This is a genomic window from Phytohabitans sp. LJ34 (genome assembly GCF_052068095.1).
Taxonomy (GTDB): Bacteria; Actinomycetota; Actinomycetes; order Mycobacteriales; family Micromonosporaceae; genus Phytohabitans.
In genome coordinates, this window is record NZ_JBQHDG010000022.1 from 16,724 (window position 1) to 43,596 (window position 26,873).

The following is a 26,873-nucleotide window of genomic DNA, read 5'->3' on the forward strand; positions in this document are numbered from 1 at the left end:
AGCGACCTTCGCGCCCCGAAAGCCCAATTCCAAAGACGTGAGCTACCGCGACGTCCGCGGTGGTCCGGACCGCCGCTCCCGCGGCCTCACCCTCCGCGCCACACAACCAAACCCCCGCGCTGAGGCCACCGCGCAGCGCCCCTCACCGTTCGCGCGTGCCACTGGCCGTCCGTGGCGAATAAGTGCCCTTCTGGGGGCAACAAGTCGCCACGGACGCTCCCGGGCCGGAGGCCGAGACGGGGTAACCGCGACCAGCGGCGAATGGGTGAGGCCGCGGGAGCGACGGACAGCGACCACGACGAACGTCGCGGTAGCTCAAAATCTTTTTGGACGCCCTGTGGAGCCGCGGACGACGAGCGTCAACGGGAGCAGCACCGAGCGCGGGTGGCGATCCGGCTCCTGGATCTCGGCGAGCAGCAGGCGGGCGGCCTCCGCGCCGAGCTCGTAGTGGGGGATGCGCACGGTGGTCAGCGGTGGGCTGAGCTTGTCCATGAAGGGGGTGTCGTTGAAGCCCACCACGCTCACGTCGCCCGGACAGCTCAGCCCGCGCGCGGCCAGCGCGTCGTAGCAGCCGAGCGCGAGCAGGTCGTTGCCCGCCAGCACGGCCGTGAAGTCCACATCGGAGTCGAGCAGCGCGGTCAGCGCCTCCGCGCCGGCGGCCTCCGTCCACGATGCACAGACGACGCGCCGCGCCGGGTCGTCGGGGAGGCCGTGGTCTTGCAGCGCCTGGCGAAACGCGCGCAGCCGGCCCCGCCCGGTGGAGAGGTCTTGCGGGCCGGCCAGGTGGGCGATCCGCTCGTGGCCCAGCTCGACCAGGTGGCGCACGGCCAGCGCCACGCCGGTCGCGTCGTCGGCGGTGACCGAGGGGATCTCGGGGCCGGCGGTGCGGCGGTTGACGAGCACGACCGGACTGCCGGCGGCGGCCAGCTCGGCGAGCAGCGGGTGCTCCAGCCGGGCGGTGGCGAAGACGAAACCCTCCACATTGCGCACCCGCATCGACTCGACGGCGTCGGCCTCGCGGGCCGGATCGTTGTCGGTGTTGACGATCCAGGCGCTGTAGCCGACCGGCCGCAGCACATCTTCGACGCCGCGCGCGATCGGTGGGAAGAGCGGGTTGGTCAGGTCGGGGATGACCAGGCCGATGCTGGCCGAGCGGGAGGTCTTGAGGCTGCGGGCGATCGGGTTGGGCCGGTAGCCGAGCGAGCGTGCCACCCGCTCCACCCGGTCGGCGGTCTCCGCGTTGACGAGGTGGCGGGTGGCCGGGTTGAGCGCGCGCGAGGCGGTCGCCCGGTGCACCTGGGCGCTGTCCGCGACGTCCTGGAGGGTCGGCTGCCGCACTCTGGAATGGTACGAGCCGGTCATGGCGAAACCACCGCGGGCGAGCGCCACCGGGCCCGTGCGGCCGTCGCCAACACCCCGAGGGGCACCAGGAGAGCCGCGGCCACCCCGTAGACGAGGCCGAACCGGCCGGCCTCGACCGGAGGGCCGCCGGCCACCGCGCCGAGCGCGCTGCCGGTGAAGAGGGCGCACGCGAAGAGCGACACCGAGGCCAGCCCGGCCTCCGGCGCTACCTCGGTGGCCCAGGCCTGGAAGGTGGAGTGCATCGAGGCCCAGGCCGCGCCGATCAGCAGGCAGACGACCGCCGCGGCGGCCGGGGCCGCGGTGACGGCGGCCAGCGCGCAGCCGATCGCGGCCAGCGTGGCGCCCGCGGCGATGAGGGCCGCGGCCGGCACGCGGTGCTGTAGGCGGCCGACGATCGGGGCGCAGACGAGCACCGCCACGCCGTACGCCGCGGTGACACCGCCGGCGACCGCGGCGCCGCTGCCGGTCGCGCTTACGGCCGCGGGCAGGAACGTCAGCGCGCCCATCAGGATGCCACCCTCCACAATGGCCAGGAGGAGGAGCGTGCGGGCGGGCCCGGAGCGCAGGACGGCGCGAAACGGGGCGAAGAGGCCGTCGGCGGCCGCGGGCGGGGCCGGCAGCTCGGGCACCCGGCCCAGCACCAGGCAGGCGACCACCGCGATCGCGCCGGTGACGAGGAACGCGGACCGCCAGCCGGCCGTGGCGGCCAGCACCCCCGCGCCGGCGGTCGCTCCGGCCGTGCCGAGGGCGACGCCGGCCATCAGCGCCGTGATGTCGCGGTGCCGCCGGCCCGGCGCCGCGGTGGCGCCGGCGTAGAAGAGGGCGGCGGGCACGGCCGCGCTGAAGCCGCCGCCCGCGACGAGGCGGAAGGCGGCGAGTGACGCGGCGTCGGTGGCCAGCCCGGTGCCGGCGGTGGCGAGCGCCGCCAGGAGCACCGCCAGCCGCAGCGACCGGACCACGCCGATGCGGCTGCTGACGAGGCCCCAGACCGGCTGCATGAGGCCGTACGCGAGGAAGTAGGCGCCGGCCGCGCTGGCCACCCCGGCCACCGGGATGTCGAGGTCGCGCGAGATGGCCAGCAGCATCGGCGGCATCGCGAACCTGTCGAGCGTGCTGGCGAGCGCGGTGAACCGCATCAGCCGGTTGTGCCGCTTCATGCCGGTGACAGTCCACTGAGGAATCGCTCGTCGACGAGGCCGGAGTCGGGTGCGAGCAGCGCGTCGAGCTCCGGACCACCGGCGCCGTGGCTGCTGCGCAGCCAGCAGATCGTCTCCAGCGCCCGGCTGTCGAGGCGGCCGGTGGGCACCAGGCCCTCGCGCGGGTCGGTGAGCGTGCGCAGGTATCGGGCCACGCCGTCCGGGTCGAGGCCGAGGCGGGCGGCGGTGACCTCCGCGGCGGGGCGGGCCAGCCGGCCGGCGACGAGCGCGCGGGCGGTGGAGAGCAGGACCGACGTGAGCGCCCGCAGCGAAGGTCCGCTGGCCTCCACAGTGGAGGCCGGCGCGGCGAGCACGGCGCCGACGTACGGCCCGAGGGCGGAGGCGCGGCCGATCCGGGCGCAGCCGGCGGTCTCGGCGCGCAGGTCGCTGCCGGCGTTGAGCACGCTCATCGTGCACTCGCCGGCGGCCAGGGCGGCGGCCCGGCGCGGTGTGGGGCCGATCGGCCGCACCTCGTAGTCGAGCCCGGCGTGCAGGCCGAGGCGGGCGAGCAGCGCGTAGGCCACGAAGGCGAAGCCGGAGCGCGGCACGTCGACGGCGAGGACCCCGCCGCGCAGGCCGGCGCCCGGGTCGGTGCCGCTGGAGCGGATGCCGGGCCGCGCGAACAGCGACAGCCCCAGCCCGCGGTCGACAGCGGCCAGGATGCGCACGCCCGAGTGCGGGTGGGCGAAGATATTGTCCGGGCTGGTCAGCGCCGCGTCGAGCTCGCCGGAGAGCAGCGCGGCGAACTGCTGGGTCGAGGAGGTGGCCGGCACCTCCTCGACGGCGAGGCCGGCCCGGTCGAGCGCGCCGGTGGCGGCGGCCACGCCGAGCAGCACCGAGGGGCTGAACACCCCCAAGCGCAGCGTGACCCTCACGAGCGACACCCTACCGCAACCGATTGCATCGACGGCGCGCCAATATCTTCAGCGCTATTGACACGTAGTGGCGTGGCTCACATGATGCGAGAGTCGCAATCGATTGCGGTCATCCGAAGTTCCCCGCGCAAACGTGGAGCGCAGCGGAGCGTTTCGTGGGGTGGACTAGTCGGACCAAGGAGGGCCCATGGCTGGCCTGCTGTCTCGCCTCGCACTCGTCACGACCGCCGCGCTCGCCGTCGCCGGCTGCGGAGAGCGGCCCAGCGCCTCCTCCGCCGACTCGGACAAGCCGATCCGGATCGGCATCTCGCTGCCGCTGACCGGCGACTTCTCCCAGCCGGGCACCCAGGCCAAGCGGGGGTACGAGGTCTGGGTCAACATGGTCAACGCCAAGGGTGGCCTGCTCGGCCGGCAGGTCGAGCTCAAGATCACTGACGACGCCAGCAACCAGGACACGGTGGTCGCCGACTACACCCGGCTGATCACGCAGGACAAGGTCGATCTGCTGTTGGGCACGTTCTCGTCGCTGCTCAACTACCCCGCCTCGGCCGTCGCGGAAAAGAACGGCATGCTCTACGTCGAGCCGGCCGGCGGCGCGCCGCGGATGTTCGAGCGCGGCTTCCAGTACCTGATCTACGCCCAGCCCGCGACCGCGCCCAAGCAGGCGGACGTGATGCTCGACTGGGTCAAGTCGCTCCCCGCCGACCAGCGGCCGAAGACCGCCGCCTACCCCACGCAGGACGACCCCTTCACCCGACCGGTCATCGAGACGCTCCAGGCCGGCCTCGAGGCGCTCGGCGTGCGCACCGTCTACTCCACCGTGTACCCGCCGGAGACGACCAACTTCCAGACCGTCGCCAGCGCGCTCGCGGCCCGCAAGCCCGACCTCGTGGCGCAGGGCGCCGTGTTCGAAGACGGCGTCGGGCTGGTCCGCTCGCTCAAGCAGCTCGGCTTCTCGCCCAAGGTGCTCTTCCAGACCTCCGCGCCGAGCAACGCCGGGCAGTACAGCGACGGCGTCGGCGCGGCCAACACCGAGGGCGTCTTCTACACGGTCAGCTGGAACGAGAAGGCCAAGACACCGTTGAACGAGGACTTTGTGGCCGCGTACGGCAAGGCGTACAACGGTGAGACGCCGGCCGAGGACGCGGCGGACGCGTTCGCGGCGGCGCAGGTGCTCCAGGCGGCGGTCGTGGCGGTCGGCAGGATCGACCAGAAGGCGCTCGCCGACTGGCTGCACGCCAACTCCGTCGAGACGATCCTCGGCAAGCTCAGCTGGGACGCGACCGGCGCGCCGCAGAGCCGGTTCCTGCTCGCGCAGTGGCAGGGCGGCAAGGTGGAGATCGTGGCGCCGGCCGACCGGGCGACCACCACGACGGTGATCCACCCGAAGCCGGCCTGGAAATGACGGAGCTGGCGCAAGCCCTGGCGCTCGGCGTGCTGATCGGCGGCGTGTACGCGCTGCTCGCCTCCGGACTCACGCTCATCTTCGGGGTGATGCACGTCGTCAACGTCGCGCACGGCGCGCTGCTCGTGCTCGTCGCGATGCTCACCTGGTGGATGTGGCGGCACACCGGCATCGACCCGATCGTCGCCTCGGTGGTCACGACCCCGTTGATGTTCGGCCTCGGCTGGGCGCTCTACAGAGGACTCGTCGTGCGCATCCGGGGCGCGTCGGCGTCGATGTCGGTGCTGCTCACGTTCGGCCTGGCGCTGACCGTCGAAGGTGTGCTCAACGTGACCGCGGGCAACAAGTTCCGCTCGGCCACCCCCGGCTACTTCGAGGAGTCGTACCGGATCGGCGGGGTCTCGCTGCCCAAGCCACAGCTCTACGGCTTTCTCGCCGCCGTCGCCGTGCTCGCACTGCTCTACGTGGTGCTCACCCGCACCTGGACCGGCCGCGCGATCCGGGCCACCGCGCAAAACCCCGACGGCGCCGCGCTCGTCGGCGTCGGTGCCACGGCGACGGCGTCGCTGGCCTTCGCGATCGGCACGGCGACCACCGGCGTCGGCGGCTCCATCATGTCGGTGCTGTACCCGTTCTTCCCGGCCTCGCACTACGACTGGATCTCCCGGCTGCTCGGCATCATCGTGCTGGGCGGCCTGGGGAGCCTGCCCGGCGCGCTGGTCGGCGCGCTCGTGCTCGGGCTGGCCGAGACGCTCACCGCCACGTACGGCTCGCTGCGCTGGTCCACATTGGTCTTCTACGTGGTGATCCTCGCCGTGCTGCTCGTCCGCAAGCAGGGCCTCTTCGGCGCCCGCCTGCGCGAGGACGTAGCCTCGTGAAGTGGGCGGCCGTCCCGCTGGCGGCGCTGGTGCTGTACCCGGTCATCCGGCCGTTCGACACGTACCAGCAGACCGTGCTGCTGCTCGCCTTCCTGCTCGCCGTGCAGGCGGTCAGCTGGAACATCATCTCCGGGTACGCCGGCTACGTTTCGCTCGGGCACAGCGCGTTTCTCGGGCTGGGCTCGTACACGGCCGGCATCGTCGGCGTCCACACCGGACTCAACCCGTTTCTCGCCGCGCCGTTGGGCGGGCTGGTGGCCGTGCTCGGCGCGCTCGTGCTGGGCGCGGTGGTGCTGCGGGCGCGCGGCCACGCGTTCGTCATCATCACGATCGCGCTGCTGCTCGCCATGCAGGTGGTCGCCACCAACTGGTCGTCGCTGACCAACGGCTCCAACGGCATCACGCTGGAGCTGCCGTTCTGGTCCCGCGACTTCCAGAACGTGCCCTTCTACTACTTCTTCCTGCTCCTGATGTTCGCGACGATCGGGTTCAGCTGGGCGATCCGGCGCACGAAGTTCGGCACCGGGCTGGTGGCGATCCGGGAGGACGAGGGCAAGGCCGCCGCGATCGGGGTGGACACGACGCGGTACAAGATCGTGGCGTTCTGTTGCAGCACGTTCTTCGTCGGCATGGCCGGCACGGGCTACGCCTACTTCCTGACGTTCCTCAACCCGGTCGGCGCATTCGGCATCCTCGGCAGCGTCACGATCGTGCTCGCCGCGCTCGTCGGCGGTCGGGGCACGCTCTGGGGGCCGGTGATCGGCGCGTTCCTGGTGCAGATCGCGAGCGAGGTCGCCACCGTCTACGGTGGAGGGTCGCAGAGCCGGGTGCTGCTCTTCGGCGTGGCGCTGGTGCTCGTCGTGCTCTTCCTGCCGGCGGGCCTGCTGCCGGCGGTCGCCGCCCGCGTGCGCCGGAAGTCCACCGTGGAGTACGTCGACCAAGCGGGAGCCCTGGCCCAGATCTCGACGCCGGCGATAACCCGCGTGGATGGCGACGGCCCCATCCTCGAAGTGCGTGGCGCCGCCAAGCGCTTCGGCGGGCTGGTCGCCGTCGACGGTGCCGACCTCACCGTCCAGCGCGGCACCATCACCGCGCTCATCGGGCCCAACGGCTCCGGCAAGACCACACTCTTCAACCTCGTCACCGGCGCCATGCGGGCGGACGGCGGGGAGATCTGGTTCGACGGGCGGCGGATCGACCGGCTGCCGCCGTGGACCCGCGGACACCTGGGGCTGGGCCGCACGTTCCAGGTCACCCGCCTCTTCAAGAGCATGACCGTGCTACAGAACGTCGTCGCGCCACTGCCGGACGCCCGCTGGCGCACGATGCTGGCCGGCGCGGTGCGCGGGCACGAGGCCGACCGGGCCCGCGAGCTGCTCGGCTTCGTCGGCCTGGCGCGCCTCGCCGACCAGCCGGCCGGCTCCCTCTCGTACGGGCAGCAGAAGCTCGTCGAGCTCGCCCAGGTGCTGATGATGGAGCCCAAGCTCGTGCTCCTCGACGAGCCGGCCGGCGGCGTCAACCCGAGCCTGGTCGGGCGGATCTGCGACATCGTCCGCGGGCTCAACGAGCAGGGCGTGACGTTCCTCGTCGTCGAGCACAACATCCCGATGGTGCTCGGCCTCTGCGACCCGGTGGTGGTGTTCTCCCGCGGCCGGCCGATCGCCGAAGGACCGCCGGCCGCGATCCGCGCCGACCCGGCGGTGCTCGACGCGTACCTGGGGGAGGAGGCGATCGCCGATGCTCTCACTTGACGGTGTCGTCGCCGGGTACGGCGCGGGCGACGTGCTCCAGGGCGTCGACCTGGAGTGCGCGGCCGGCTCGATCACGTGCGTCGTCGGCCCGAACGGCGCCGGCAAGTCCACCGTCCTGCGCGTGGTGAGCGGCCTGATCCGGCCGCGCGCCGGCACCGTGACGCTGGCCGGCCGCCCGATCGGTGGCCGGCCGGCCGACGAGATCCTCCGCCTCGGCGTGACCCAGGTGCCGCAGTCGCAGGCGCTCTTCCCGACGATGAGCGTGCGGGAGAACGTGCTGATGGGCGGCTTCCTCATCCGCCGCGACCGGGCTCTGCTGCGCAAGCGGTACGCGGCCGTGGAGGAGCTCGTGCCGCTGGTGGCCGAGCGCCGGGCCGACCCGGCCGGCAACCTGTCCGGCGGCCAGCGCCGCATGGTCGAGATTGGCCGGTGCCTGATGCTCGACCCGGCGCTGATCCTGCTCGACGAGCCGTCGCTCGGGCTCGACCCGAAGTCCCTCGCCGCGGTGGCGGGGCTCGTCCGGCGGCTGCACGACGGCGGCACCACCGTGTTGCTCGTCGAGCAGAACGTGCGGCTCGGGCTGGGCATGGCGACGCGGGGCGTGGTGATGGAGGGCGGCCGGGTCAGGCTGGCCGGCACCGCCGCGGAGATCCTGCGCCATCCCGAGATAGCCACCCTCTACCTCGGGGGAGTACCCAATGGATGACCTCGTCGCCTCGGCCATCGCCAACTGGGCGCCGCGCTTCACCACCAACGGCGTGGCGGTCGCCGACTTCGAGCGGGTGACCCAGCTGGTCAGGCGCTGGACGGACTGGTGCGCGGCCTGGTCCCGGGTGGCCGCCGAGCACGAGGGCCTCGGGCTGGAGGCGACCGCACAGGAACGGCACCGCTCGGCGGCGCAGCACTACGCGCAGGCGGCCACCTACTACCACTTCGCCAAGTTCCTCTTCGTGCAGGACCCGGCACAGATGCGGGCGGCGCACATGGCGGCCGTGCGCTGCCTCGACAACGCCCTGCCACACCTCGACCCACCCGGGCGGCGGGTCGAGATCCCGTACGGCGGGGCGCGGCTGGTCGGCGTGCTCCGCCTTCCGGCCGGGCCGGGCCCGCATCCGGTGGTCGTCCTGGTACCCGGGCTCGACTCGGCCAAGGAGGAGTTCCGGTCGACGGAGGCGCTGTTTCTGGAGCGTGGTGTCGGCACGTTCAGCGTCGACGGACCGGGGCAGGGCGAGGCGGAGTACGACCTGCCGATCCAGGGCGACTGGGCGGCCCCGGGCGCGGCGATCCTCGACGCGGTGTCCACACAGGAGCGGGTCGATCCGGACCGGATCGGCGTGTGGGGCGTGAGCCTCGGCGGCTACTACGCGCCCCGCGTCGCCAGCGCCGACGGCCGGGTGCGGGCCTGCGTCGCGCTCGCCGGCCCGTACGACTTCGGCGCCTGCTGGGACGGCCTGCCGGCGCTGACCCGCGAGGCGTTCCGGGTGCGCTCGCGCTCCTCCGACGAGCGTGCCGCCCGGGCGGTCGCGCACACGCTGAGCCTCGCCGGGCACGCGCCTGCCATCCGCTGCCCGATGCTGGTGGTGACCGGCAAGCTCGACCGGCTCATCCCGTGGTGGCACGCCGAACGGCTGGCCAACGAGACGGGCGGGCCGGTCACGTTGCTGCTGCTCGCCGAGGGCAACCACGGCTGCATGAACGTGGCCGCCCAGCACCGCCAGCGCACCGCCGACTGGGTCGCCACCCAGCTGAGGGCCGTGCAGAGGAAGACCGCACTGAGGGGGAACGCTCCGCTATGACGCACCACTTGACCGTCGGCTGGATCGGCGCCGGGCGGATGGGGTCCGCGATGGCCCGCCGGCTGGCCCGCGCCGGCTTCGACGTGACCGTTTGGAACCGCACCCGCGCCAAGTCCGAAGCCCTTGCCAGCGACGGGATCCGCGCCGCCGAGCGGGTCACCGACCTGGCCGACCGCGACGTCGTCTTCACGATGGTCTCCACCTCGACCGACCTGGAGGCGGTACTCACCGATCTGTTCGCCCGCACCGACGCGGCACCATCCACTGTGGTCGACTGCTCGACGGTGAGCGCGGAGGCGTCCGCCGCGATGCGGGCCGCGGCGGCCGAGCGTGGCGTCGACTTCCTCGCCGCGCCGGTGAGCGGCAACGGCAAGGTGGTCGCCGCCGGCCGGCTCAGCATCGTCGCCTCCGGACCCGAGGCGGTCTACCACCGGGTCGAGCCGCTGCTGGCCGTGCTGGGGCGGGCCACCACGTACGTCGGCGAGGGCGAGACCGCGCGGCTGGTCAAGCTCTGCCACAACCTGCTGCTCGGCGTCGTCATCCAGTCGCTCGCCGAGATCACGGTGCTGGCCGAGAAGGGCGGCGTTTCCCGGGCCGCGTTCCTCGACTTCCTCAACAACAGCGTGATGGGCTCGATGTTCACCCGGTACAAGACGCCGGCGCTGGTGAAGCTCGACTACACGCCCACGTTCACGCCGGTGCTGCTGCGCAAGGACTTCGACCTCGGCCTGGCCGCCGCGCGGGACCTGGGCGTGCCGATGCCGGTGGCCGCCCTGACCCAGCAGATCATCCAAGCCGTGATCAGCGGCGGCCACGGCGGCGACGACTTCGCCGTCCTCATGGAGCAGCAGGCCGCGGCGGCCGGCCTCGACCTCAAACCCGAGGCCGCCGACGTCGACGACGGCCTGGGCTAGGCGTCGATGGCGGCGACGACGCGCTCGCGGGTCAGCGGGAGGTCGCGGACCCGCACGCCGAGCGCGGCCGCCAGCGCGTTGCCGATCGCCGCCGCCGTGGGGCCCTGTGCGGCCTCGCCGGCGCCGACGCTCGGCTCGTCGGGGCGGTCGAGCAGAGCCACGTCGACGCGCGGCACCTCGCTGAAGCGGAGGATCGGATAGCTCTCCCAGTCGACGCTCGTCACCCGGCGGCGGTCGAAGCGCACCCGCTCCTTGAGCGTCCAGCTCGCCGCCTGCACCGCGCCGCCCTCGATCTGGTTGCGCACGCCGTCCGGGTTGACCACCCGGCCCACGTCGACGGCGATGGCGAGGCGGCGCACCCGGATGTCCTGCTCCGCCTCAACCTCGGCGACCACCGCGCAGTAGGCGCCGCGCTCCTTGTAGCGGGCCAGCCCGATGCCCCGGTTGTCGCCGCCCCAACCGCCCAGCTCGGCGGCGGCCAGCAGCACCGCGCGGGCACGCGGGTCGGTCAGGTGGGCGAGGCGGTGTGCGAGCGGGTCGCGGCCGGCCGCCAGGGCGAGCTCGTCCATGAAGGACTCGATGGCGAACACGTTGAGGAACGCGCCGAGCGAGCGCAGCGACGACGACCGCAGCGGCGCGCGCAGGGCCCGGTGCGCGCGGATCGACCGCTCCGGAAACGCGTAGACGGGGACGGCGTTGCGGGCGATGCCAGCGCCCCGCTCCAGCGGCGGGTCGGCGGGCGGCGGTAGCGGGTGCGGCTCTTCCAGGTGTGCGGCAGCGAGCAGGCCGGGGCTGCCGGCGTATCCGGGACGGGACACGTGCCCCTGGCTCCACACGTCGTACGACCAGGCCGTCACCATCCCGTCACCGTCCACTGTGGCGGCGACGTCGGCGACCATCGCCGAGCCGAACGGCGCCCAGGTCAGCTCGTCCCGCCGGCTCCACCGCACCAGCACCGGCCGGCCGGGCACGGTGCGGGCGAGCAGCACGGCGTCGAAGGCGGCGTCGTCGGCGCCGTTGTGCCCGTACGCCCCGGCGCCCTCCACGTGCGACACCTCGACCCGCGACGGCGGCAGGCCGAGGGCCTGGGCAATCGCCCGGCGCAGCGGATGCGGGCCCTGCGTGTGGCTCCACACCCGGACCCTCTCGCCGTCCCACTGAGCGACGGCGCAGCTCGGCGCGATCGAGGCGTGGGCGAGGAAGGGCCGGCTGTAGGAGGCGCGAAAGCCCCCGGAGACCGCGGCGCCGGCCACCACGGTGGACGTCTCCAGTGGACCCGCACGCAGGAATGACGGCAGCGCGTCCTCGTCGGGGAGCGTGTCCGCCTCGTCCCAGACCGCCGCCTGCGCGAGCGTAGAAGCAGCCCGGTCGGCCTCGGTCTCGGTGGCCGCCACCACGCCGAGGAAGCTGCCGTCGACCACCGCGTCCACGCCCGGTCCTACCGACACCAGCCGCGCGCCGCGCGACGGTGGGCGGACCACGCGGCCGTAGAGCAGGCCGGGCAGGCGCAGGTCGTGCACGTACCGGGGGCGGCCGGCCACCTTGTCGGGCAGGTCGAGCCGGGGCACGCTGGTGCCCACCACGCGCAGGTCGGCCGCGCTCTTGGGACGGGCCGAGCCGTCCGCGTCCCGGTCCCAGGTGGTCGCTCCGGCGGCACGCAGCGCGCGTACCTCCGCACAGGCCTGCCGGAGCGCGGCGCCGGAGTCGGCGACGGAGAGGCTGCCCGCGGTGATCCCTTCGTCCGGGCCTTCGGCAGTGCCGGCGGGGACCATCCGGACCCGGTCGAGCGGCACGTCGAGCTCGTCGGCGGCGATCTGGGCGAGCGCGGTGAGGATGCCCTGCCCCAGCTCGACCTTCCCGACCCGGATCTCGAAGCAGCCGTCCGGCGCGAGGCGTACCCAGCCGGAGAGCCGGGGATTCGCGGCGAGCGACCGGGGGAGGGTCATGGGCCGGCCGCCCGGAGCACCGCGCGGACCATCCGCCCGTGCGCGCCGCAGCGGCACAGGTGGCGGTCGAGCGCGCCCTTGACCGCCGCCTCGTCGGGGTGCGGCTCGCGGGCCAGCAGAGCGGCGGCGCTCACCAGGACGCCGGAGACGCAGTATCCACATTGTGCGGCCTGCTCGGCCAGGAACGCGTCCACCAGCGGGTGCCCGCGCAGGCCCTCCACTGTGGTCACCGCCTTGCCGACCACCGACCACAGTGGAGTATCGCAGGCCGGCGCCGGGTGGCCGTCGAGGAGCACGAAGCAGGCGCCGCACAGGCCCATGCCGCAGCCGAAGCGGCTGCCCACGAGCCCGAGGTCGCCGCGGAGCACGTCGAGCAGCGGCGTATCAGGGTCGGCCTCCACGGAGTGCCGCTCGCCGTTGACGGTCAGCTCATAGCAATCGATTGCGCCAGTCTAGAGGGCGTTGCCGAAGGTGTCGCACCGCTTGGGGTCGCCGGTCTTGTACCCCTGGTCGAACCACTGCTGCCGCTGCTGCGCGCTGCCGTGCGTGAAGGCCTGCTCGTCGACCCGCCCGCCGGCCTTCCGCTGGATCGTGTCGTCGCCGACGGCGGCCGCGGCGGTGAGCGCCTCCCGGATGTCCTGCTCGGTGACGCTGGTGAAGAGCGGCTGCCCGCCGGCGTCGGTGGTCGACGTCGCGGCGCGCGCCCAGGCACCCGCGTAACAGTCGGCCTGGAGCTCCAGCGTCACCGACAGCTGGTTGGCGTTGCCGGGGTCGCGCTGCTGCTGGCGGCGCATCTGCGCCTCGGTGCCGAGCAGCGCCTGCACGTGGTGGCCGTACTCGTGCGCCATCACGTACGCCTGCGCGAACTGCCCCGGCGCCCCGAACCGGCTGGCCAGCTCGTCGTAGAAGGTCAGGTCGATGTAGACGTGGTTGTCACCCGGGCAGTAGAACGGCCCCACGCCCGCGTCGGCGGAGCCGCAGCCGGTGCTCACCGCGCCGGAGAAGTATCGCGTGATGGCCGTCTGGTAGGGCCGGCCGAAGTTCTCCGGGAGCGCGCGCTGCCAGTACGCCTGGATGGAGTTGACGAAGGCCAGGTTGACGCAGGCCGGGTCGTCGAAGCGGTTGACGTTCTGGCGCGAGCAGGTCTCGTCGAGCGGCGCGCTGGTCGCGGTGTCGGTCTCGGTGCCGGTGAGCCCGCCGAGGCTTCCGAGGCCGCCGAGCCCACCGAGGCCGCCCTGCCCCAGGCAGAGGAAGCCGCACAGGCACAGCAGCACGACGGCGACGACCGCGATCCCGGCCTTGCCGGCGGGGAGCTTGATGCCGGGTCCGCCGCTGCCGCCCCGGCCGCCGCCACCCAGTCCGCCCGGGAGCCGGAACCGGCCGCCGCCGCCCCGCCGGCCGCGCATGTCCTCGACCTGGCCGGGGTCGAGGTTGGCGTCCTCATTAAGTTCCACGCGGGTCATGCTAATGGTACAAAAGCCATATATGTCCCGGGTTCGCGTCAGCTGCGGACCGCCGCTCCCGCCGGAGACCGCTCCGGCCGGCGGCGAGCTGGCGCTCGCCGAATCCCCCGACCTCCGCTGCCAGCCCCGCGCGCCAAGCCCACCCCGGCGGCTCGCCCCGGGCCCCAAGAGGGCTGCCCTCTTGGGGCAGGCCGGGACCAACGGCGGAGGGTGAGGCCGCGGGAGCGGCGGTCTGGACCACGACGGACATCGCGGTAGCTCGCATCTGCTTTTCGAATGTGACGATCTAATGGGGTCAGAGGGCGTTTCCGAAGGTGTCGCAGGACTTCGGGTCGCCGGTCTCGTGTCCGCGGCCGAACCACTCCTGCCGCTGCGCCGACGTGCCGTGCGTGAACTGCGACTCGTCGATCCGCCCGCCGGACTTCTTCTGGAGGGTGTCGTCGCCGATCGCGGCGGCCGTGTCGAGGCCCTCCTGGATGTCCTGCTGGCTGATGCTCTTGAAGATCCTTTGGCCGCCCGCGTCCGTCGTGCCGGTGGCGTTCTTCGCCCACGCGCCCGCGTAGCAGTCGGCCTGGAGCTCCAGCATCACCGAGAGCTGGTTGGCGTTGCCGGGGTCGCGCTGCTGCTGGCGGCGCATCTGCGCCTCGGTGCCGAGCAGGTCCTGCACGTGGTGGCCGTACTCGTGGGCCAGCACGTACGGCTGCGCGAACTCGCCCGGCGCGCCGAGCTGGTCGGCCAGCTGCTCGTAGAAGGTCAGGTCGATGTACACGTGGTCGTCCGCCGGGCAGTAGAACGGCCCGACGCCCGAGTCGGCCGCGCCGCACCCGGTGTTCACCGCCTGGCTGAAGATCACCGTGTCGGCCGGCTCGTACGGCTTGCCGAACCGCTCGGGGAGCGCCTTCTGCCAGTACGCCTGGATGGAGTTCACGTAGAGCGTGTTGCGGCAGTCGAGCTGGGCGAGCGCCTGGTCCGCCGCGCACTTCTGCTCCAGGGCCGTGTTGTCGCCCTGCTCGTCGCCGCCGGTGACCTGGTTGAGGCCGAGCCCGCCGCCGGCGAGCGCCACCAGAAGGGCCACGACGAGGCCGATCCACCCACCCTTACCGCTCGGCAGCGGGATGCCGCCGAGACCGCCTCCGCCGCCGGATCCGCGCCGGTCCTCGACCTGGCTGGTATCGATCCGGGCATCTTCGTTGAGTTCCACGCGGAATCGGTACCCAGTGATCTTGATTCTTACTCGGTTGGGGGCCCACGCGGCGCCGGGTAGAATCGCTCCCGTGCTGCTCTGCGAAGGCTGAGCCTCTCCGAGCCGACCGGGTCGATGACCGGCCGGCTCTTTAGCGCGCCCTGAGCCAGCCTTCGACGACGAGAGCGAGTTTGCCACCATGATCACCGCCACGGGCCTGGAGCTTCGCGCCGGCTCCCGGATCCTCCTGTCCGACGCCACGCTGCGCGTGCAGCCGGGTGACCGCATCGGCCTGGTCGGCCGCAACGGCGCCGGCAAGACCACCACCCTCAAGGTGCTGGCCGGCGAGGGCATGCCCTACACGGGCACCGTCGACCGGCGCAGCGCCGTCGGCTACCTGCCGCAGGACCCGCGCACCGGCGACCTCGAGGTCACCGCCCGCGACCGGGTGCTCTCCGCCCGCGGCCTCGACACCCTGCTGGCCGAGATGAAGGCCATGGAGAGCAAGCTCGCCGACGACGAGCGCATGCTGCGTCGCTACGGCGCCCTCGAAGACCAGTTCGCCTCCCTCGGTGGATACGCGGCCGAGGCCGAAGCCGCACGCATCTGTGCCAACCTGGGGCTGCCCGACCGGGTGCTCGCCCAGACGATCGGCACCCTCTCCGGCGGCCAGCGGCGGCGCATCGAGCTGGCCCGCATCCTCTTCCGCGACGCGGGCGAAGACGGCGCCGGCATCCTGCTGCTCGACGAGCCCACCAACCACCTCGACGCCGACTCGATCACGTGGCTGCGCGGATACATGGCCGCGCACAAGGGTGGGCTCGTGGTGATCAGCCACGACGTGTCGCTGCTCGACGCGGTGGTCAACAAGGTCTGGTACCTCGACGCCAACCGCGCGGTCGTCGACGTCTACAACGTGGGCTGGAAGAAGTACCTGGAGCAGCGCGAGACGGACGAGCGGCGGCGCAAGCGCGAGCGGGCCAACGCGGAGAAGAAAGCCGGCGCGCTCATGGCCCAGGCCGACAAGATGCGGGCCAAGGCCACCAAGACGGTCGCCGCGCAAAACATGGCCCGCCGCGCCGAAAAGCTGCTCTCCGGCCTGGAGGACGAGCGGGTCTCCGACAAGGTCGCCAAGGTGCGCTTTCCGACCCCGGCGTCGTGTGGACGCACCCCGCTGACCGCGACCGCACTGTCCAAATCGTACGGTTCGCTGGAGATCTTCACGGACGTCGACGTGGCCGTCGACCGCGGCTCCCGGGTGGCGATCCTCGGCCTCAACGGTGCCGGCAAGACCACGCTGTTGCGGATGCTCGGCGGCCTGCTGGAGCCCGACACCGGCGAGGTCGTCGCGGGGCACGGCCTGCGGATCGGCTACTACGCGCAGGAGCACGAGACGCTCGACGTGGAGCGCACCGTCCTGGAGCACATGCGCAGCGCGGCGCTGGAGCAGTCCGACACCGATCTACGCAAGATCCTCGGCGCGTTCCTCTTCTCCGGCGACGACGTCGACAAGCCGGCCGGCGTGCTCTCCGGCGGCGAGAAGACCCGGCTGGCGCTGGCCACGCTGGTCTGCTCCGGCGCCAACGTGCTGCTGCTCGACGAGCCGACCAACAACCTCGACCCGGTCAGCCGCGAGCAGGTGCTCGACGCGATCGCCCGCTACCCCGGCGCGATCGTGCTGGTCACCCACGACCCGGGCGCCGTGCAGGCCCTGAAGCCCGACCGCGCGATCCTGCTCCCCGACGGCGACGAAGACGCCTGGAGCGACGACCTGCTCGAACTTGTCGAGCTCGCCTGACTGGATCACGGGGTGAGCACCGCCCTGAGCACGATCGCGGCCACCGCGCCGGCGCCCACCAGGAGAAGGGGGCTGCGGACCGAGGGGCCGGCCTGGCGCTCGGGGGCGGTGGCGGCGACCGTGAGCCAGGGAAAGAACGTGAGCCAGGCGTGTTCGACCCCGCCCCGGGCCAGGCCGGCCAGCACGGTCGACAGCACGGCGGCGCCCGCGCCCACCAGGAAGGGCCAACCGGGGGTGTTGCGCGTCTTGCGGAGGCTCGCGACAAGCGCCGGGCCCGCGGCCAGCAGCAGCACGGCCAGGCTGATCACGCCCCACCAGAGCACCGGCCGTTCGCGCTGGGCCGCGAGCAGGCCGTCCACCCAGCGAAACCCGAGCAGCTGCGCCACGCCCACCGGCACCAGCGCGCCCAGGCCGGTGAGGAAGTTGAGAGCCGCCCGCCGGCGCGCGAAATACAGACAAACCAGCGAAAAACCCATCCAGGGTACGGCGAACGAGAACATCGCCGCGACGCCCAGCAGCAGGCCGGCGGTGATCGCCCCGGCGCCCGCCTTCGGGCCGGTGCGGCGGTGGTCGCTGGCCCACGCGCCCGCCGCCACCATCGCCGCGACCAGCACCGCGACAAGGGCGTCGAGGCTGGCGGCCACCCAGATGGCGTACGGCGCGAGCACCACCACGGGCAGGTAGCGGCGGGCTTCCAGATCGCCACAGCCGTTGCGCACGGCTACCAGGACGAGTGGCACGAGCAGGCCGCCGGCGGCGGTGAGCAGCAGCCCCACGGCGAGCGAGTCGGTGACGCCGGCGCGGTGGATCCACCGCAACACGAGAGCCGGGCCCGGTGGTTCGCCGGAGTGATTCGCCGGACCATACAAGCCGTGAACACCGTTGACAATGGCCAATGCGACGGTCCACATTAGGCCCGCGAGATAGCCGGTGAGCAGCACAATCGGCCATGGGGCGCGGTCCCACCAGCCGCGCGCGGCGACGGTGAGCGTGACCGCGGCGACCGCTGGTGCGAGCAGAGAGTTCGGTCTGACGTTAGCGGTGTACGTGCCGAGGAAAGGCGCGGCATCCGTGCCGAGTGGTGACGCGAACCGTACCGCCAGCCAGGTGAACGCGAGTCCGGCGGCGGCTAGAGCCAGCCACACGAACAGGTCCCACCGCGTCACCCGCGCTTCGCTCATCACGGCGCACCACGGTATCGGGTAGGCGACAAGGTGTGCGTGTCGCTTGGCGAAGGGTTGATATCTAGCGCATGATCGTTCGAGGCGGTCTAATAGACAGGACCGCAAAGAAACCGCACAGTCTGGGACGTGAGGAATCAACATGGCAGCCACCGGCACAGCCACCAGCACTGAGAAGGGTCGCCGGATCGTCGGGGCCGAGCGGCAGACGCTCGCTAAAGACCTGGTCAAGCGGTATACGTCCGGCGAGAGCATTCGTGCTCTGGCGGCCTCCACCGGCCGTTCGTACGGGTTCGTACACCGGGTACTGACCGAGTCGGGCGTGCAGCTCCGCCAGCGCGGCGGTGCGCGTCGCCGCAAGAAGGCGTGAGAGCCTTTCGCCTGTTCGGCACCCTGCCGCTGTCGGAAACCCCCCGATGACCGACGACAGCGGTGTTCGGCTGGAATGCGCCGGGCCGGTCGCGACTCTGACGTTGTGCCGGCCCGACGTGCTCAACGCGCAAACGCCGGCGATGTGGACGGCGTTGTCACACTTCTCCCGCGACCTGCCCGGTGATGTGCGGGTCGTAATCGTACGGGCCGAGGGACGGGCCTTCTCCTCGGGGTTGGACCTTTCGCTAGTGAGTGGTGAAGGGACGAATTCTTTCACGGAGATGGCCCGCCTCACCCCAGAGGAAAGCGTGGATCGCATTCACGCCTTTCAAATGGGATTCACGTGGTTGAGGCGTCCTGACATCGTTAGCATCGCCGCCGTCCAGGGTCATGCGATCGGCGCCGGATTCCAGCTCGCCTTGGCGTGTGATCTGCGCGTACTCGCCGACGACGCACAACTGTCCATGGCCGAGGTGACGCTCGGTCTCGTACCCGATCTGGGTGGCACCAAACGCCTCGTCGAGCTCGTCGGATACGGACGCGCTCTGGAGATCTGCGTCACCGCGCGCCGCGTCGGCGCGGCGGAGGCCGAGCGGATCGGCGTCGCCAACCTCGTGGTGCCCCGAGCCGACCTGGACGGCGCCGCGCGCGACCTCGCCGCCGCCGTGCTGGCCGCCCCACGCGACGCGGTCGTCGAGCTCAAGGCGCTGCTCGCGGGCGCCGCCGACCGCACGTACGCGGAGCAGGACCTGGCCGAGCGCGAGGCGCAGGTGCGCCGCTTCCGCGACCTCGCCGGGCTGGGCGAGTGAGCGGGTAAGGGGCCGGCGGGAACACTCCGCTTACGTGACGAGTTCTGTCATACCGGAGTAGCAGACTTGTCCCGGGACTGACGCGGAGGTGACGCGTGTCGTATGGCATGGGGGGTTGGGAGACCTTGCGGGCGATGCGCGCCCGCGACAAGGTGGCCGGCCACCGGCTTGCCCGCGGCACGGCCAAGCGCATCCTGGCGTTCGCGCGACCCTACCGGGCCGACATCGTGGTGTTCCTGATCACGGTCGTGATCGCGGCCGCCATCGGGGTGGCCACTCCGGTCCTCGCCGGCGACGTGATCAATACGATCACCCGCGGCGGCCCCGACGCCGACACCGCCGTGGTGCGGATCGCCTTCCTGATCGCCGGCCTGGCGGTCGCCGACGCGCTGCTCTCGCTCGCCCAAAGGTGGTATTCGGCGCGTATCGGCGAGGGCATCATCCTCGACCTGCGCACCAAGGTCTACGACCACGTGCAGCGGATGCCGCTTCAGTTCTTCACGCGTACGCAGACCGGCGCGCTGGTCAGCCGGCTCAACAACGACGTGATGGGCGCCCAGCGGGCGTTCACGTCGACACTCTCCGGCGTGGTGAGCAACGTGATCCAGCTCGTGCTCACCGCCGCCGTCATGTTCACGCTGTCGTGGCAGATCACCGCGCTCTCGCTGGTGATGCTGCCGGTCTTCATCATCCCGGCGCGGCGGGTCGGCAAGCGCCTGGCGGAGATCACCAAGGAGAGCTACGACCTCGACGCGAAGATGAACGCCACGATGACCGAGCGCTTCGGTGTGGCGGGCGCGCTGCTGGTCAAGCTCTTCGGGCGGCCGGACGCCGAGGCCAAGCGCTTCGGCGAGCGGGCCGAGCGGGTGCGCGACATCGGCATACAGACCGCGATGTACTCGCGCACGTTCTTCGTCGCGATGCTGCTGGTCGCGTCGCTGGCCCAGGCGCTGACCTACGGGCTCGGCGGCTGGCTGGCGGTCAACGGCACGGTCAGCGCCGGCACGGTCGTCACGCTCGCGCTGCTGCTCACCCGCCTGTACGGTCCGCTGACCGCGCTCTCCAACGTGCGGGTCGACGTGATGAGCGCGCTCGTCTCGTTCGACCGGGTCTTCGAGATCCTCGACCTCACCCCGTCGATCGCCGAAAAGCCGGACGCGGTCGCCATCCCGGCCGGCTCCGGGCGGCTGGAGTTCCGCGACGTGCGCTTCCGCTACCCGGCGGCCGCCGAGGTGTCGCTCGCCTCGCTCGAAGACGTCGTGACGCTCGACCGCACGGTCTCCGAGCCGGTGCTGCGCGGCGTCTCGTTCAGCGTCGAGCCGGGCGAGATGGTGGCGCTGGTCGGCCCTTCCGGCGCCGGCAAGAGCACCACGTCGATGCTGGTCTCCCGGGTGTACGACGTGACCGACGGCCAGGTGCTCGTCGGCGGCGTCGACGTCCGCGACGCCACGCTGGAGTCGCTACGCGACACGATCGGCGTGGTCACCCAGGATTCGCACCTCTTCCACGAGACCATCGCGGAAAACCTGCGCTACGCCAAGCCCGACGCCACCGACGACGAGCTGTGGTCCGCGCTGCGCGGCGCCCAGGTCGAGGAGCTGGTGCGGGCGCTGCCCGACGGCCTGGAGACGATGGTCGGCGAGCGCGGCTACCGCTTCTCCGGCGGCGAAAAGCAGCGCATCGCGATCGCCCGCCTGCTGCTCAAGGCCCCCTCGATCGTCATCCTCGACGAGGCCACCGCCCACCTCGACTCCGAGTCCGAGGCCGCGGTGCAGCGCGCCCTGTCGGTCGCCCTGGCCGGCCGCACCGCGCTGGTGATCGCCCATCGGCTCTCCACCGTCCGTGACGCCGACCAGATCCTGGTCCTCGACGAGGGCAAAATCGTCGAGCGCGGCCGCCACGACGAGCTCGTCGCGGTCGGCGGGCTGTACGCGGAGCTCTACCGCACCCAGTTCGCCGTGGCCGACTCGCCCGCGCCCTACACCGACACCGACCACCCCGAGCCGGTCACCGTCCCACCCCGCGACTACGCCGCCGACTCCTGAGCCGCCTGAGCCGCGCGGAGATGGTCGCGCTGGTCGAGCTCCTCCAGTCGGGCGCCGGCGGCGACGACGAGGCGTCGGCCTGGCTGGAGGCACTGGAGCGCTCGATCCCCAACCCCCACGTCAGCGACCTGATCTTCCATTCACCGAAGGACCTGACGGCCGAGCAGATCATCGATCGCGCGCTGGAGCACCGCCCCTTCGCGCTCTAGAGACCTTCCGGATCAGGGTGACGCCGTCGTGCTGGTGTTGCCCGGGTTCGTGTCAGCTGCGGACCGTTGCTCCCGCCGGAGTACGCGCGGGTCGGCGGCTCGCCAGGGCTCGCCGAGATCCCCGACCCGCGCTGCCAGGTCCGCGCCGCAAGCCCACGGGGGGCCTTGTCGCACGCTGCCCGAGGGTCGGTGCGCCGCTTGGTGACACGGTGTCACCGGCCTGGACAGGTGCTTTCGGATCTAGAACGGTCAGGGCGCCATATCAGCCCTAAGTCTCCTAGATCTCACAGTCCGGCTCCCGACGCTGGTGACGTTACGTCGGGATGTCACAGGTGGCGCCTGCGACTGGACCCGAGGGCTTGTCGCGCGGACCCGGCAGCGGAGGTCGGGGGTTTCGGCGAGCCCTGCGAGCCGCCGACCGGAGCGGTGCCCGCGGGAGCATGCGGCCCGCAGGTGACGCGGACGCGGGCAAATCTGCCTGAAGAAACCGGTGGGCGCTTACCTCGCGTGCGTGGCTTCGCGGAGGAGGGCGAAGGCCGCGGCGAGGGAGTCGGGGGTGTAGTGGGCGTTGAGGCCGCTGGGGTTGGGGAGCACCCAGATCTTCGTCGTGCCGATCGTCTCGGGCTGCGCGCCGAACACCGCCTTGGGCCGGCGAAACGCGGTGCGGTACGCGGTCACGCCGACCACCGCCAGCCACCGCGGGCGGAAGCGGCGGACCTTCGCCGTCAGCAAACCGGCGCCGGCGACCAGCTCGGCGGTGCTCAGCTCCTCCGCGCGGGCGGTGGCTCGGGCCGCCACGTTGGTGATGCCCAGGCTGTAGCCCAGCAGCTCCTCCTGCTCGTCCGGCCGCAGCTGCCTGGGTGTGAAGCCGGACCTGTGCAGCGCGGGCCAGAAGCGGTTGCCGGGGCGGGCGAAGTGGTGGCCGGTGGCGGCGGAGTACAGGCCGGGGTTGATGCCGCTGAAGAGCACGGCCAGGCCGGGCGCGATCACGTCGGGGATGGTGCGGTCGGCCGCGGCGGCAAGCTGGTCCTTGGTGGGCTTCACGGCGCTTAGAGCGACCGCACCGCGCCGCCGTCGACCGGGACCGACAGGCCGGTCAGGTAGCTGGCGGCCGGCGAGAGCAGGAACGCCGCCACCCGCCCGAACTCGGCCGGCTCGCCCAGGCGGCCCAGCGGGATGGCCGCCTCCGCTTCCCGCCGGGCGCGTTCGGGGTCGCCGGTCGCCGCGAACAGCTCCTGGTTGCGGTCGGTGAGGATGCGGCCGGGCAGGAGGCTGAAGACGCGGATGCCGCGCGGGCCGTACTCGTCGGCCATCTCCTTCGCTACGCCGGCCAGGCCGGGGCGCAGCGCGTTGGAGAGGCCGAGCCCGGGGATCGGGCTGCGCACGGAGGTGGACAGGACGAAGCCGATCGCGCCGTCGCGCCCGATGGCCTCCGCCGCGTCGCGGGCCAGCCGCACCGAGCCCAGGAACACGGTCTCGAACGACTCGCGCCACTGCGCGTCCTCCACGGTGGTGGCGCTGGCGCGGGGTGGCCCGCCGACGGAGATGAGCGCGCCGTCGATCCGGCCGAAACGTTCCCGGGCCGCCGCCACGAGGCGCTCGGCGGCCAGGGGGTCGCCGAGGTCGGCGGCCACGCCGATCACCCGCTCGGGCGCGCCGAGCCGTTCGACCGCGGCGGTGACGCCCTCCGGGGAGCGCGCGGAGACGACGACGTTGGCGCCGTCCGCGACGAGGCATTCGGCGGTGGCGTACCCGAGACCGCGCGACGCACCGGTGAGGACATAGACGCGATCCGCAAGCCCCAGATCCATACCGCCGATCCTGCCATCACCCCCGCCGGAACACGCGGCGGAGGAAACCGGGGCGGAGCGCGGCCTCGCGTTCGGCGAGCTCTTCGGCCGCCGCGCCGGCCAGGGTCAGCGAGCGGGCCAGCGCCAGCCCGTCCTGGAAGGAACCCTGCGTGGGGCGGCCGTCGGCCCACTCGGCGAAGACCGCCGGCCATTTGGTGCCGAACGAGGCGGCGAGCAGCGGCCAGTGGCGGGCGACCTCGCCGGAACGCTTACGCAACAAGGCCTGCCGCGCCGTGTCGATCAGCCGGGGGTCGAAGCCGTCGGGGATCGGGGCACCGGCGACCAGGGCCGCGACGAGCGCGGCTTGGCGCTCGGCCAGGGCGCTCATGTCACCACCGGGTACCCGGAGGCGGCGGCGATGGCGTCCAGCTCGGTGCGGAGGGTGTCGGCGGGCGGGTAGTGGCCGTCGCGTTCGAGCATCAGGGCCGGCGGGCGGTGGCGTGCGCACAGCTCGGCGACGAGGTCGAGCACCTCGCGCGGCACCGCGTCGGTGTGGGTGTCGTGGTAGATGCCGTCGTGCTCGGCGCCGCCGGCCACGTGCACGTACGCGACGCGCTCCAGCGGCAGCCGGTCGAGCAGGTCGGTGGGCTCGGTGCCGCGGTTGCGGGCGTTGGCGTAGACGTTGGCGATGTCGAGCAGCAGCAGCGCGCCGGTGCGGTCGAGGATCTCGGTGAGGAACGCGGCCTCGTCCAGCTCGTCGTCGGGCCAGTCGAAGATGGCCGCGATCGGTTCGAGGGCGATGGGCACGGGCAGCTCGGCCTGGGTGCGGGCGACGTTCGCGACGACGGCGTCGACCGCCTCGCGGCTGCGCGGGAGGGGGAGCAGGTGGCCGGCTTCGAGGCCGCCGGCGCGGACGAACGCGATGTGCTCGCTCACCAGCGGGGCGTCCAGCTGCCGGGCGGCGGCGGCCAGGTGGGCGACGCGGGCGGGCTCGACGGGCTCGGCGCCGCCCAGCGAGAGCCGCACGCCGTGCGGGATGACCGCGGCGCCGGCGTCGCGCAGGGCGGCGAGGGGAGCCGGCACCGGCCCGGAGGCCGGCACCGACTCGGCGATCACCTCGGTGAAGCTGAGGCCGGGCAGCGCGGCCACGAAGCCCGCGATCTCCGGCCGCCACCCGATCCCGACCCCGAACGGGCCACCGCCCGGCGCACCCGCGCCGCCGGTCCCCAGCTCGCCCTTTCCGGCGCCGCCGCGGTCGTCGGGCCGCCCGAGGTTCGTGCCGGCCGCGGAGCCGCCGCGGTCGTCGGGCCGCTTGAGGTCCGTGCCGGCCGCGGAGCCGCCGCGGTCGTCGGGCCGCCCGCGGTCCGTGCCGGCCGGGGAGCCGGCGGCGGCCGTGGAGCCGCCGCCGTCGACGGCATGGGGCGGGACCGTCATCCGCCGCAGCCCCCGCCACAGCCGCCGCCGCAACCACCACCGCCGCCGCCGTCGCCGCCGGAGTCCGAGCCGCCGGAGCTGCTCGAGCCGCTGGAGTCGCCGCCGTAGGAGCCGCCGGTGCTCGCGGACGACGCGTACTGGCGCTGTATCTCCGCCTCCTCGGCGAAGGCGGCGTCGGCCTGCCAGAGCGAGGCCGCACCGTATAGGCCGACGCCGAGCGCGAGGCCCGCGGCGCCGTAGGTGGCCCAGGCGGGACCCATCGAGGGGGAGAGGTAGGCGTGCTGCCGCCGCAGCTCCTCCAGCGCCCGCCGGGCGGCCCGCGTGCGGGTCGGCACCTTGGCGAGGAGGGTCAGCGTGACGATCGTCCACGCGATCAGCAGCACGACAAGGAGGATCACCGGCTTGTCGTTCATCACGCCGGCGACCACCCGCACCACGCCGAGGCCCAGCAGCGCCAGCATCAGGAACGGCACCGCACGGGCGGCGGCTCGGGCGCCCTCGCTCGGGGCGAGGCCGCGCTGCTGGAGGTCTTCGCGGAGCGAGGTGAGCGCCATCGCCACCCACTGCTGGTCCGCCACGTCGCGGGCCCGGACGCGCTGGCCGGCGGCGTTGTAGACGGCCTGGTCGAGCGGGGTGGCGCCGGCCGGCATCGGTCCGGAGGTGGTGAGCGTGCGGCCGGGCCCCACCTCGATCGCGCCGGCGCCCTTGAGGCCGGCCAGGGACGAGTAGACGGCGAGCTTTTCGCCGCCGTTGAGGAACGCGACCTGCTGGGGGCCGAGCCGGTCGACCGGCGTGTGGTGGCCGGCGAAGAGCACGGCCCGGTGGATCAGCGCGGCGATCACCAGTGCGGCCGCGGTGGCCGCGAAGAGCGCCAGGAAGGAGGACCCGGGGATCCCCCAGGTGTCACCTTGAGCGGCGAGAACCGTCTGCATGCGCTCAGTGTGGACCAAGCTGTCACGCCTTACGGACAGCCTCTTCGACAAGGTCGAGCACGCGCCCGAGGTCGCCCGGCGGGCGACCGGTGGCGAGGTGCAGGACCAGCCCGTCGTACGCCAGCTCGAGGAACTGGGTCAGCAGGTCGAGCGGCACGTCGTCGCGGAGCACACCGGCCTCGCGCTGGCGGCGGAGGCGCTCGTGGGTGGCGTCGGTGATTGCCTGCGCGCGCTGCGCCCACCGCTTGGCGAACGCCGGGTCGGTGCGCAGCCGCCGCGACACCTCCAGCTGGCTGCCCAGCCAACCGGCCGTCTCGGTGGAGTCGGCGCGGGCGAGCAGGTCGCGCATGACCTGCACCAGACCGTTGCGCGCGACGGTCTCCACCATCGCGGCGGCGTCGTCTTCGGCCACGGCGAGGAAGAGCGACTCCTTGTCGCGGAAGTGGTGGAAGATCGCGCCACGGGACAGACCGGTCTCTTCCTCCAGCCGGCGGACCGTGGCACCCTCGTATCCGTGCCGAGCGAAACAGGCGCGAGCGGCCGCGAGGATCTCCTGCCGCCGCGCGTCGAGCTGGTCCTGGCTCACTCTCGGCACGTGACCGATCGTGTCACGGTGACGGGTGGCGCGGCAATCCGTACGTACGGCTTGGTGGCATGCGACCACTCACCGTAGCCGCCGTGCAGGCCGAGGCGGTCCCCGGCGCCGTGGCAGCCAACGCCGCACAGGCCGCCCGCTTGGCGGGACTCGCTGCCGACCGGGGCGCCACGGTGCTCGTACTCCCGGAGCTTTTCCTGACCGGCTATCACCCGCCGGCGCTGCGGGCGAGCCCGGCCACGACGGACGTGGCGGCCGACGACGGCGGGTGGGTGGCCGACGCGCGCCTCGACCCCCTCCGCGCGGCCGCCGCCGACCGCGGGGCCGTCATCGTCGTCGGCGCGGCCGTCCGCCGCCCCGACGGCCGCCGCACCTGCGCGGCGCTGGTGGTCGACCGCCGCGGCCGGGTCGCCGCGCCCTACGACAAGCAGCACATGTGCGGGCCCGAGGAGAAGGAGCTTTTCGTCCCGGGTACGCGGGGCGCGACGCTCGACGTCGACGGCTGGCGCCTCGGGCTCGGCGTGTGCTACGACGGCTGCTTTCCCGAGCACGCGCGGGCGGCCGCGGTGGCGGGTGCGCGGGGTTACCTGTGCCCGAGCGCGTACCTGGTGGGCTCGGCGCACCGGCGCGACGTGTACTACGCGGCGCGGGCGCTGGACAACAGCATCTACGTGGTGTTCGCCAACCCGGTCGGCGGCGCGGCGCCGTGGCGCTTCAACGGCGGTGCCGCCGTCTACGACCCGGAGGGGCGCCCGGTCGCGCGTGGTGCCGACGAGGGCGAGGCGGTCGTGGTGGCGACCCTCGACGCGACCGAGGTCGAGCGGGTCCGAGCGGCCCACGAGATGCTCGCCGAACACCGCACCGACCTCGGCGCCGACCGGGTGGTTTTGACTGCTTAATCAGCGAACTCTTTTCAACGCGGACCGCGCGTTGCTGGCG

Annotated in this window: 26 protein-coding genes; 12 read left to right on the forward strand and 14 right to left on the reverse strand. The window is 72.9% G+C overall.

Features of this window, described 5'->3' with window-relative positions; genetic code table 11:
* Positions 1-315: 315 nt before the first annotated feature.
* The 3 genes from ACTMTJ_RS33490 to ACTMTJ_RS33500 are packed head-to-tail and all read right to left on the reverse strand — an operon-like array spanning position 316 to position 3,433.
* Positions 316-1,338 carry a LacI family DNA-binding transcriptional regulator gene (locus ACTMTJ_RS33490; RefSeq protein WP_441222662.1) on the reverse strand — a complete coding sequence of 341 codons (1,023 nt, stop codon included), beginning with the start codon at positions 1,336-1,338 and terminating at the stop codon, positions 316-318.
* Between the two features lie 20 nt (positions 1,339-1,358).
* Positions 1,359-2,519, reverse strand: a complete 1,161-nt coding sequence (locus ACTMTJ_RS33495; protein ID WP_441222663.1) for an MFS transporter — start codon at positions 2,517-2,519, stop codon at positions 1,359-1,361.
* Entirely contained in the window at positions 2,516-3,433 is a 918-nt protein-coding gene (locus ACTMTJ_RS33500) for an ABC transporter substrate-binding protein (RefSeq protein ID WP_441222664.1), read from the reverse strand. Before ACTMTJ_RS33500 ends, ACTMTJ_RS33495 begins: the two co-directional genes overlap by 4 nt.
* A gap of 187 nt (positions 3,434-3,620) precedes the next feature.
* Between ACTMTJ_RS33500 and ACTMTJ_RS33505 the strand changes: the two genes are divergently transcribed.
* From ACTMTJ_RS33505 to ACTMTJ_RS33530, 6 genes are read left to right on the forward strand one after another with little or no spacing between them, the layout of a single operon-like run.
* Positions 3,621-4,838, forward strand: a complete 1,218-nt coding sequence (locus ACTMTJ_RS33505; protein ID WP_441222665.1) for an ABC transporter substrate-binding protein — start codon at positions 3,621-3,623, stop codon at positions 4,836-4,838.
* Complete coding sequence (locus tag ACTMTJ_RS33510; protein WP_441222666.1) at positions 4,835-5,716, forward strand: branched-chain amino acid ABC transporter permease; 882 nt, start codon at positions 4,835-4,837, stop codon at positions 5,714-5,716. Before ACTMTJ_RS33505 ends, ACTMTJ_RS33510 begins: the two co-directional genes overlap by 4 nt.
* Positions 5,713-7,467, forward strand: coding sequence for a branched-chain amino acid ABC transporter ATP-binding protein/permease (locus ACTMTJ_RS33515; RefSeq protein ID WP_441222667.1), 1,755 nt, complete (start codon positions 5,713-5,715; stop codon positions 7,465-7,467). Before ACTMTJ_RS33510 ends, ACTMTJ_RS33515 begins: the two co-directional genes overlap by 4 nt.
* Positions 7,454-8,173 (forward strand): ABC transporter ATP-binding protein, encoded by a 720-nt coding sequence (locus tag ACTMTJ_RS33520; RefSeq protein ID WP_441222668.1) that lies wholly within the window; start codon positions 7,454-7,456, stop codon positions 8,171-8,173. The genes ACTMTJ_RS33515 and ACTMTJ_RS33520 overlap by 14 nt, the downstream gene beginning before the upstream one ends.
* The gene (locus tag ACTMTJ_RS33525) at positions 8,166-9,263 is read left to right on the forward strand and encodes an alpha/beta hydrolase family protein (RefSeq protein WP_441222669.1); all 1,098 of its coding nucleotides are present in this window, start codon (positions 8,166-8,168) and stop codon (positions 9,261-9,263) included. The genes ACTMTJ_RS33520 and ACTMTJ_RS33525 overlap by 8 nt, the downstream gene beginning before the upstream one ends.
* Complete coding sequence (locus tag ACTMTJ_RS33530) at positions 9,197-10,177, forward strand: NAD(P)-dependent oxidoreductase (protein ID WP_441222817.1); 981 nt, start codon at positions 9,197-9,199, stop codon at positions 10,175-10,177. The genes ACTMTJ_RS33525 and ACTMTJ_RS33530 overlap by 67 nt, the downstream gene beginning before the upstream one ends.
* Here ACTMTJ_RS33530 and ACTMTJ_RS33535 read toward each other — a convergent pair.
* The 4 genes from ACTMTJ_RS33535 to ypfJ (ACTMTJ_RS33550) form a co-directional block, all read right to left on the reverse strand.
* The gene (locus ACTMTJ_RS33535) at positions 10,174-12,123 is read right to left on the reverse strand and encodes a molybdopterin cofactor-binding domain-containing protein (protein ID WP_441222670.1); all 1,950 of its coding nucleotides are present in this window, start codon (positions 12,121-12,123) and stop codon (positions 10,174-10,176) included. The genes ACTMTJ_RS33530 and ACTMTJ_RS33535 overlap by 4 nt on opposite strands.
* The gene (locus tag ACTMTJ_RS33540) at positions 12,120-12,566 is read right to left on the reverse strand and encodes a (2Fe-2S)-binding protein (RefSeq protein ID WP_441222818.1); all 447 of its coding nucleotides are present in this window, start codon (positions 12,564-12,566) and stop codon (positions 12,120-12,122) included. Before ACTMTJ_RS33540 ends, ACTMTJ_RS33535 begins: the two co-directional genes overlap by 4 nt.
* 9 nt (positions 12,567-12,575) lie before the next feature.
* Entirely contained in the window at positions 12,576-13,577 is a 1,002-nt protein-coding gene (gene ypfJ, locus ACTMTJ_RS33545; RefSeq protein ID WP_441222671.1) for a KPN_02809 family neutral zinc metallopeptidase, read from the reverse strand.
* A 304-nt stretch (positions 13,578-13,881) separates the two neighbouring features.
* Positions 13,882-14,787: a KPN_02809 family neutral zinc metallopeptidase gene (ypfJ, locus tag ACTMTJ_RS33550; RefSeq protein ID WP_441222672.1), complete on the reverse strand. Its 906-nt coding sequence runs from the start codon at positions 14,785-14,787 to the stop codon at positions 13,882-13,884.
* A 181-nt stretch (positions 14,788-14,968) separates the two neighbouring features.
* Here ypfJ (ACTMTJ_RS33550) and ACTMTJ_RS33555 point away from each other — a divergent pair, with 181 nt between their 5' ends.
* A complete protein-coding gene (locus ACTMTJ_RS33555) occupies positions 14,969-16,567 on the forward strand; it encodes an ABC-F family ATP-binding cassette domain-containing protein (RefSeq protein WP_441222673.1) in 1,599 nt (532 codons plus the stop codon).
* A gap of 5 nt (positions 16,568-16,572) precedes the next feature.
* On the opposite strand, the gene ACTMTJ_RS33560 is transcribed toward ACTMTJ_RS33555, so the two are convergent.
* On the reverse strand, positions 16,573-17,748 hold the full coding sequence (locus tag ACTMTJ_RS33560) for a hypothetical protein (RefSeq protein WP_441222674.1): 1,176 nt from the start codon (positions 17,746-17,748) through the stop codon (positions 16,573-16,575).
* Positions 17,749-17,890: 142 nt separating this feature from the next.
* On the opposite strand from ACTMTJ_RS33560, the gene ACTMTJ_RS33565 reads away from it, so the two are divergent.
* The 4 genes from ACTMTJ_RS33565 to ACTMTJ_RS33580 all read left to right on the forward strand — a co-directional run bounded on the left by ACTMTJ_RS33565 (position 17,891) and on the right by ACTMTJ_RS33580 (position 21,183).
* Positions 17,891-18,118, forward strand: a complete 228-nt coding sequence (locus ACTMTJ_RS33565; RefSeq protein WP_085066491.1) for a helix-turn-helix domain-containing protein — start codon at positions 17,891-17,893, stop codon at positions 18,116-18,118.
* A gap of 46 nt (positions 18,119-18,164) precedes the next feature.
* Positions 18,165-18,929 (forward strand): enoyl-CoA hydratase/isomerase family protein, encoded by a 765-nt coding sequence (locus ACTMTJ_RS33570; RefSeq protein WP_441222819.1) that lies wholly within the window; start codon positions 18,165-18,167, stop codon positions 18,927-18,929.
* A gap of 107 nt (positions 18,930-19,036) precedes the next feature.
* On the forward strand, positions 19,037-20,974 hold the full coding sequence (locus tag ACTMTJ_RS33575) for an ABC transporter ATP-binding protein (protein ID WP_441222820.1): 1,938 nt from the start codon (positions 19,037-19,039) through the stop codon (positions 20,972-20,974).
* A 20-nt stretch (positions 20,975-20,994) separates the two neighbouring features.
* Entirely contained in the window at positions 20,995-21,183 is a 189-nt protein-coding gene (locus tag ACTMTJ_RS33580; protein WP_441222675.1) for a hypothetical protein, read from the forward strand.
* Between the two features lie 498 nt (positions 21,184-21,681).
* Here the strand turns inward: ACTMTJ_RS33580 and mug are convergent, their stop codons facing one another.
* From mug to ACTMTJ_RS33610, 6 genes are all read right to left on the reverse strand, one after another.
* On the reverse strand, positions 21,682-22,227 hold the full coding sequence (gene mug / locus ACTMTJ_RS33585) for a G/U mismatch-specific DNA glycosylase (RefSeq protein ID WP_441222676.1): 546 nt from the start codon (positions 22,225-22,227) through the stop codon (positions 21,682-21,684).
* Positions 22,228-22,232: 5 nt separating this feature from the next.
* Positions 22,233-22,994: an SDR family oxidoreductase gene (locus ACTMTJ_RS33590; protein WP_441222677.1), complete on the reverse strand. Its 762-nt coding sequence runs from the start codon at positions 22,992-22,994 to the stop codon at positions 22,233-22,235.
* A 16-nt stretch (positions 22,995-23,010) separates the two neighbouring features.
* Positions 23,011-23,361 carry a hypothetical protein gene (locus tag ACTMTJ_RS33595; RefSeq protein WP_441222678.1) on the reverse strand — a complete coding sequence of 117 codons (351 nt, stop codon included), beginning with the start codon at positions 23,359-23,361 and terminating at the stop codon, positions 23,011-23,013.
* Positions 23,358-24,203: a DUF692 domain-containing protein gene (locus tag ACTMTJ_RS33600; protein WP_441222821.1), complete on the reverse strand. Its 846-nt coding sequence runs from the start codon at positions 24,201-24,203 to the stop codon at positions 23,358-23,360. Before ACTMTJ_RS33600 ends, ACTMTJ_RS33595 begins: the two co-directional genes overlap by 4 nt.
* 200 nt (positions 24,204-24,403) lie before the next feature.
* Positions 24,404-25,339, reverse strand: a complete 936-nt coding sequence (locus ACTMTJ_RS33605; protein WP_441222679.1) for a TIGR04222 domain-containing membrane protein — start codon at positions 25,337-25,339, stop codon at positions 24,404-24,406.
* Positions 25,340-25,361: 22 nt separating this feature from the next.
* On the reverse strand, positions 25,362-25,934 hold the full coding sequence (locus ACTMTJ_RS33610) for a TetR/AcrR family transcriptional regulator (RefSeq protein ID WP_441222680.1): 573 nt from the start codon (positions 25,932-25,934) through the stop codon (positions 25,362-25,364).
* Positions 25,935-25,993: 59 nt separating this feature from the next.
* Between ACTMTJ_RS33610 and ACTMTJ_RS33615 the strand changes: the two genes are divergently transcribed.
* Positions 25,994-26,833: a carbon-nitrogen hydrolase family protein gene (locus ACTMTJ_RS33615; RefSeq protein WP_441222681.1), complete on the forward strand. Its 840-nt coding sequence runs from the start codon at positions 25,994-25,996 to the stop codon at positions 26,831-26,833.
* Positions 26,834-26,873 lie beyond the last annotated feature (40 nt).

Coding starts and splice junctions, on each gene's coding strand:
- ACTMTJ_RS33615 (WP_441222681.1), top strand. CDS start 25,994: ATGCGACCACTCACCGTAGCCGCCGTGCAGGCCGAGGCGGTCCCCGGC.
- ACTMTJ_RS33520 (WP_441222668.1), top strand. CDS start 7,454: ATGCTCTCACTTGACGGTGTCGTCGCCGGGTACGGCGCGGGCGACGTG.
- ACTMTJ_RS33605 (WP_441222679.1), bottom strand. CDS start 25,339: ATGCAGACGGTTCTCGCCGCTCAAGGTGACACCTGGGGGATCCCCGGG.
- ACTMTJ_RS33575 (WP_441222820.1), top strand. CDS start 19,037: ATGGGGGGTTGGGAGACCTTGCGGGCGATGCGCGCCCGCGACAAGGTG.
- ACTMTJ_RS33510 (WP_441222666.1), top strand. CDS start 4,835: ATGACGGAGCTGGCGCAAGCCCTGGCGCTCGGCGTGCTGATCGGCGGC.
- ACTMTJ_RS33555 (WP_441222673.1), top strand. CDS start 14,969: ATGATCACCGCCACGGGCCTGGAGCTTCGCGCCGGCTCCCGGATCCTC.
- ACTMTJ_RS33535 (WP_441222670.1), bottom strand. CDS start 12,123: ATGACCCTCCCCCGGTCGCTCGCCGCGAATCCCCGGCTCTCCGGCTGG.
- ACTMTJ_RS33495 (WP_441222663.1), bottom strand. CDS start 2,519: ATGAAGCGGCACAACCGGCTGATGCGGTTCACCGCGCTCGCCAGCACG.
- ACTMTJ_RS33525 (WP_441222669.1), top strand. CDS start 8,166: ATGGATGACCTCGTCGCCTCGGCCATCGCCAACTGGGCGCCGCGCTTC.
- ACTMTJ_RS33570 (WP_441222819.1), top strand. CDS start 18,165: ATGACCGACGACAGCGGTGTTCGGCTGGAATGCGCCGGGCCGGTCGCG.
- ACTMTJ_RS33590 (WP_441222677.1), bottom strand. CDS start 22,994: ATGGATCTGGGGCTTGCGGATCGCGTCTATGTCCTCACCGGTGCGTCG.
- ACTMTJ_RS33505 (WP_441222665.1), top strand. CDS start 3,621: ATGGCTGGCCTGCTGTCTCGCCTCGCACTCGTCACGACCGCCGCGCTC.
- ACTMTJ_RS33560 (WP_441222674.1), bottom strand. CDS start 17,748: ATGAGCGAAGCGCGGGTGACGCGGTGGGACCTGTTCGTGTGGCTGGCT.
- ACTMTJ_RS33565 (WP_085066491.1), top strand. CDS start 17,891: ATGGCAGCCACCGGCACAGCCACCAGCACTGAGAAGGGTCGCCGGATC.
- ACTMTJ_RS33580 (WP_441222675.1), top strand. CDS start 20,995: ATGGTCGCGCTGGTCGAGCTCCTCCAGTCGGGCGCCGGCGGCGACGAC.
- ACTMTJ_RS33595 (WP_441222678.1), bottom strand. CDS start 23,361: ATGAGCGCCCTGGCCGAGCGCCAAGCCGCGCTCGTCGCGGCCCTGGTC.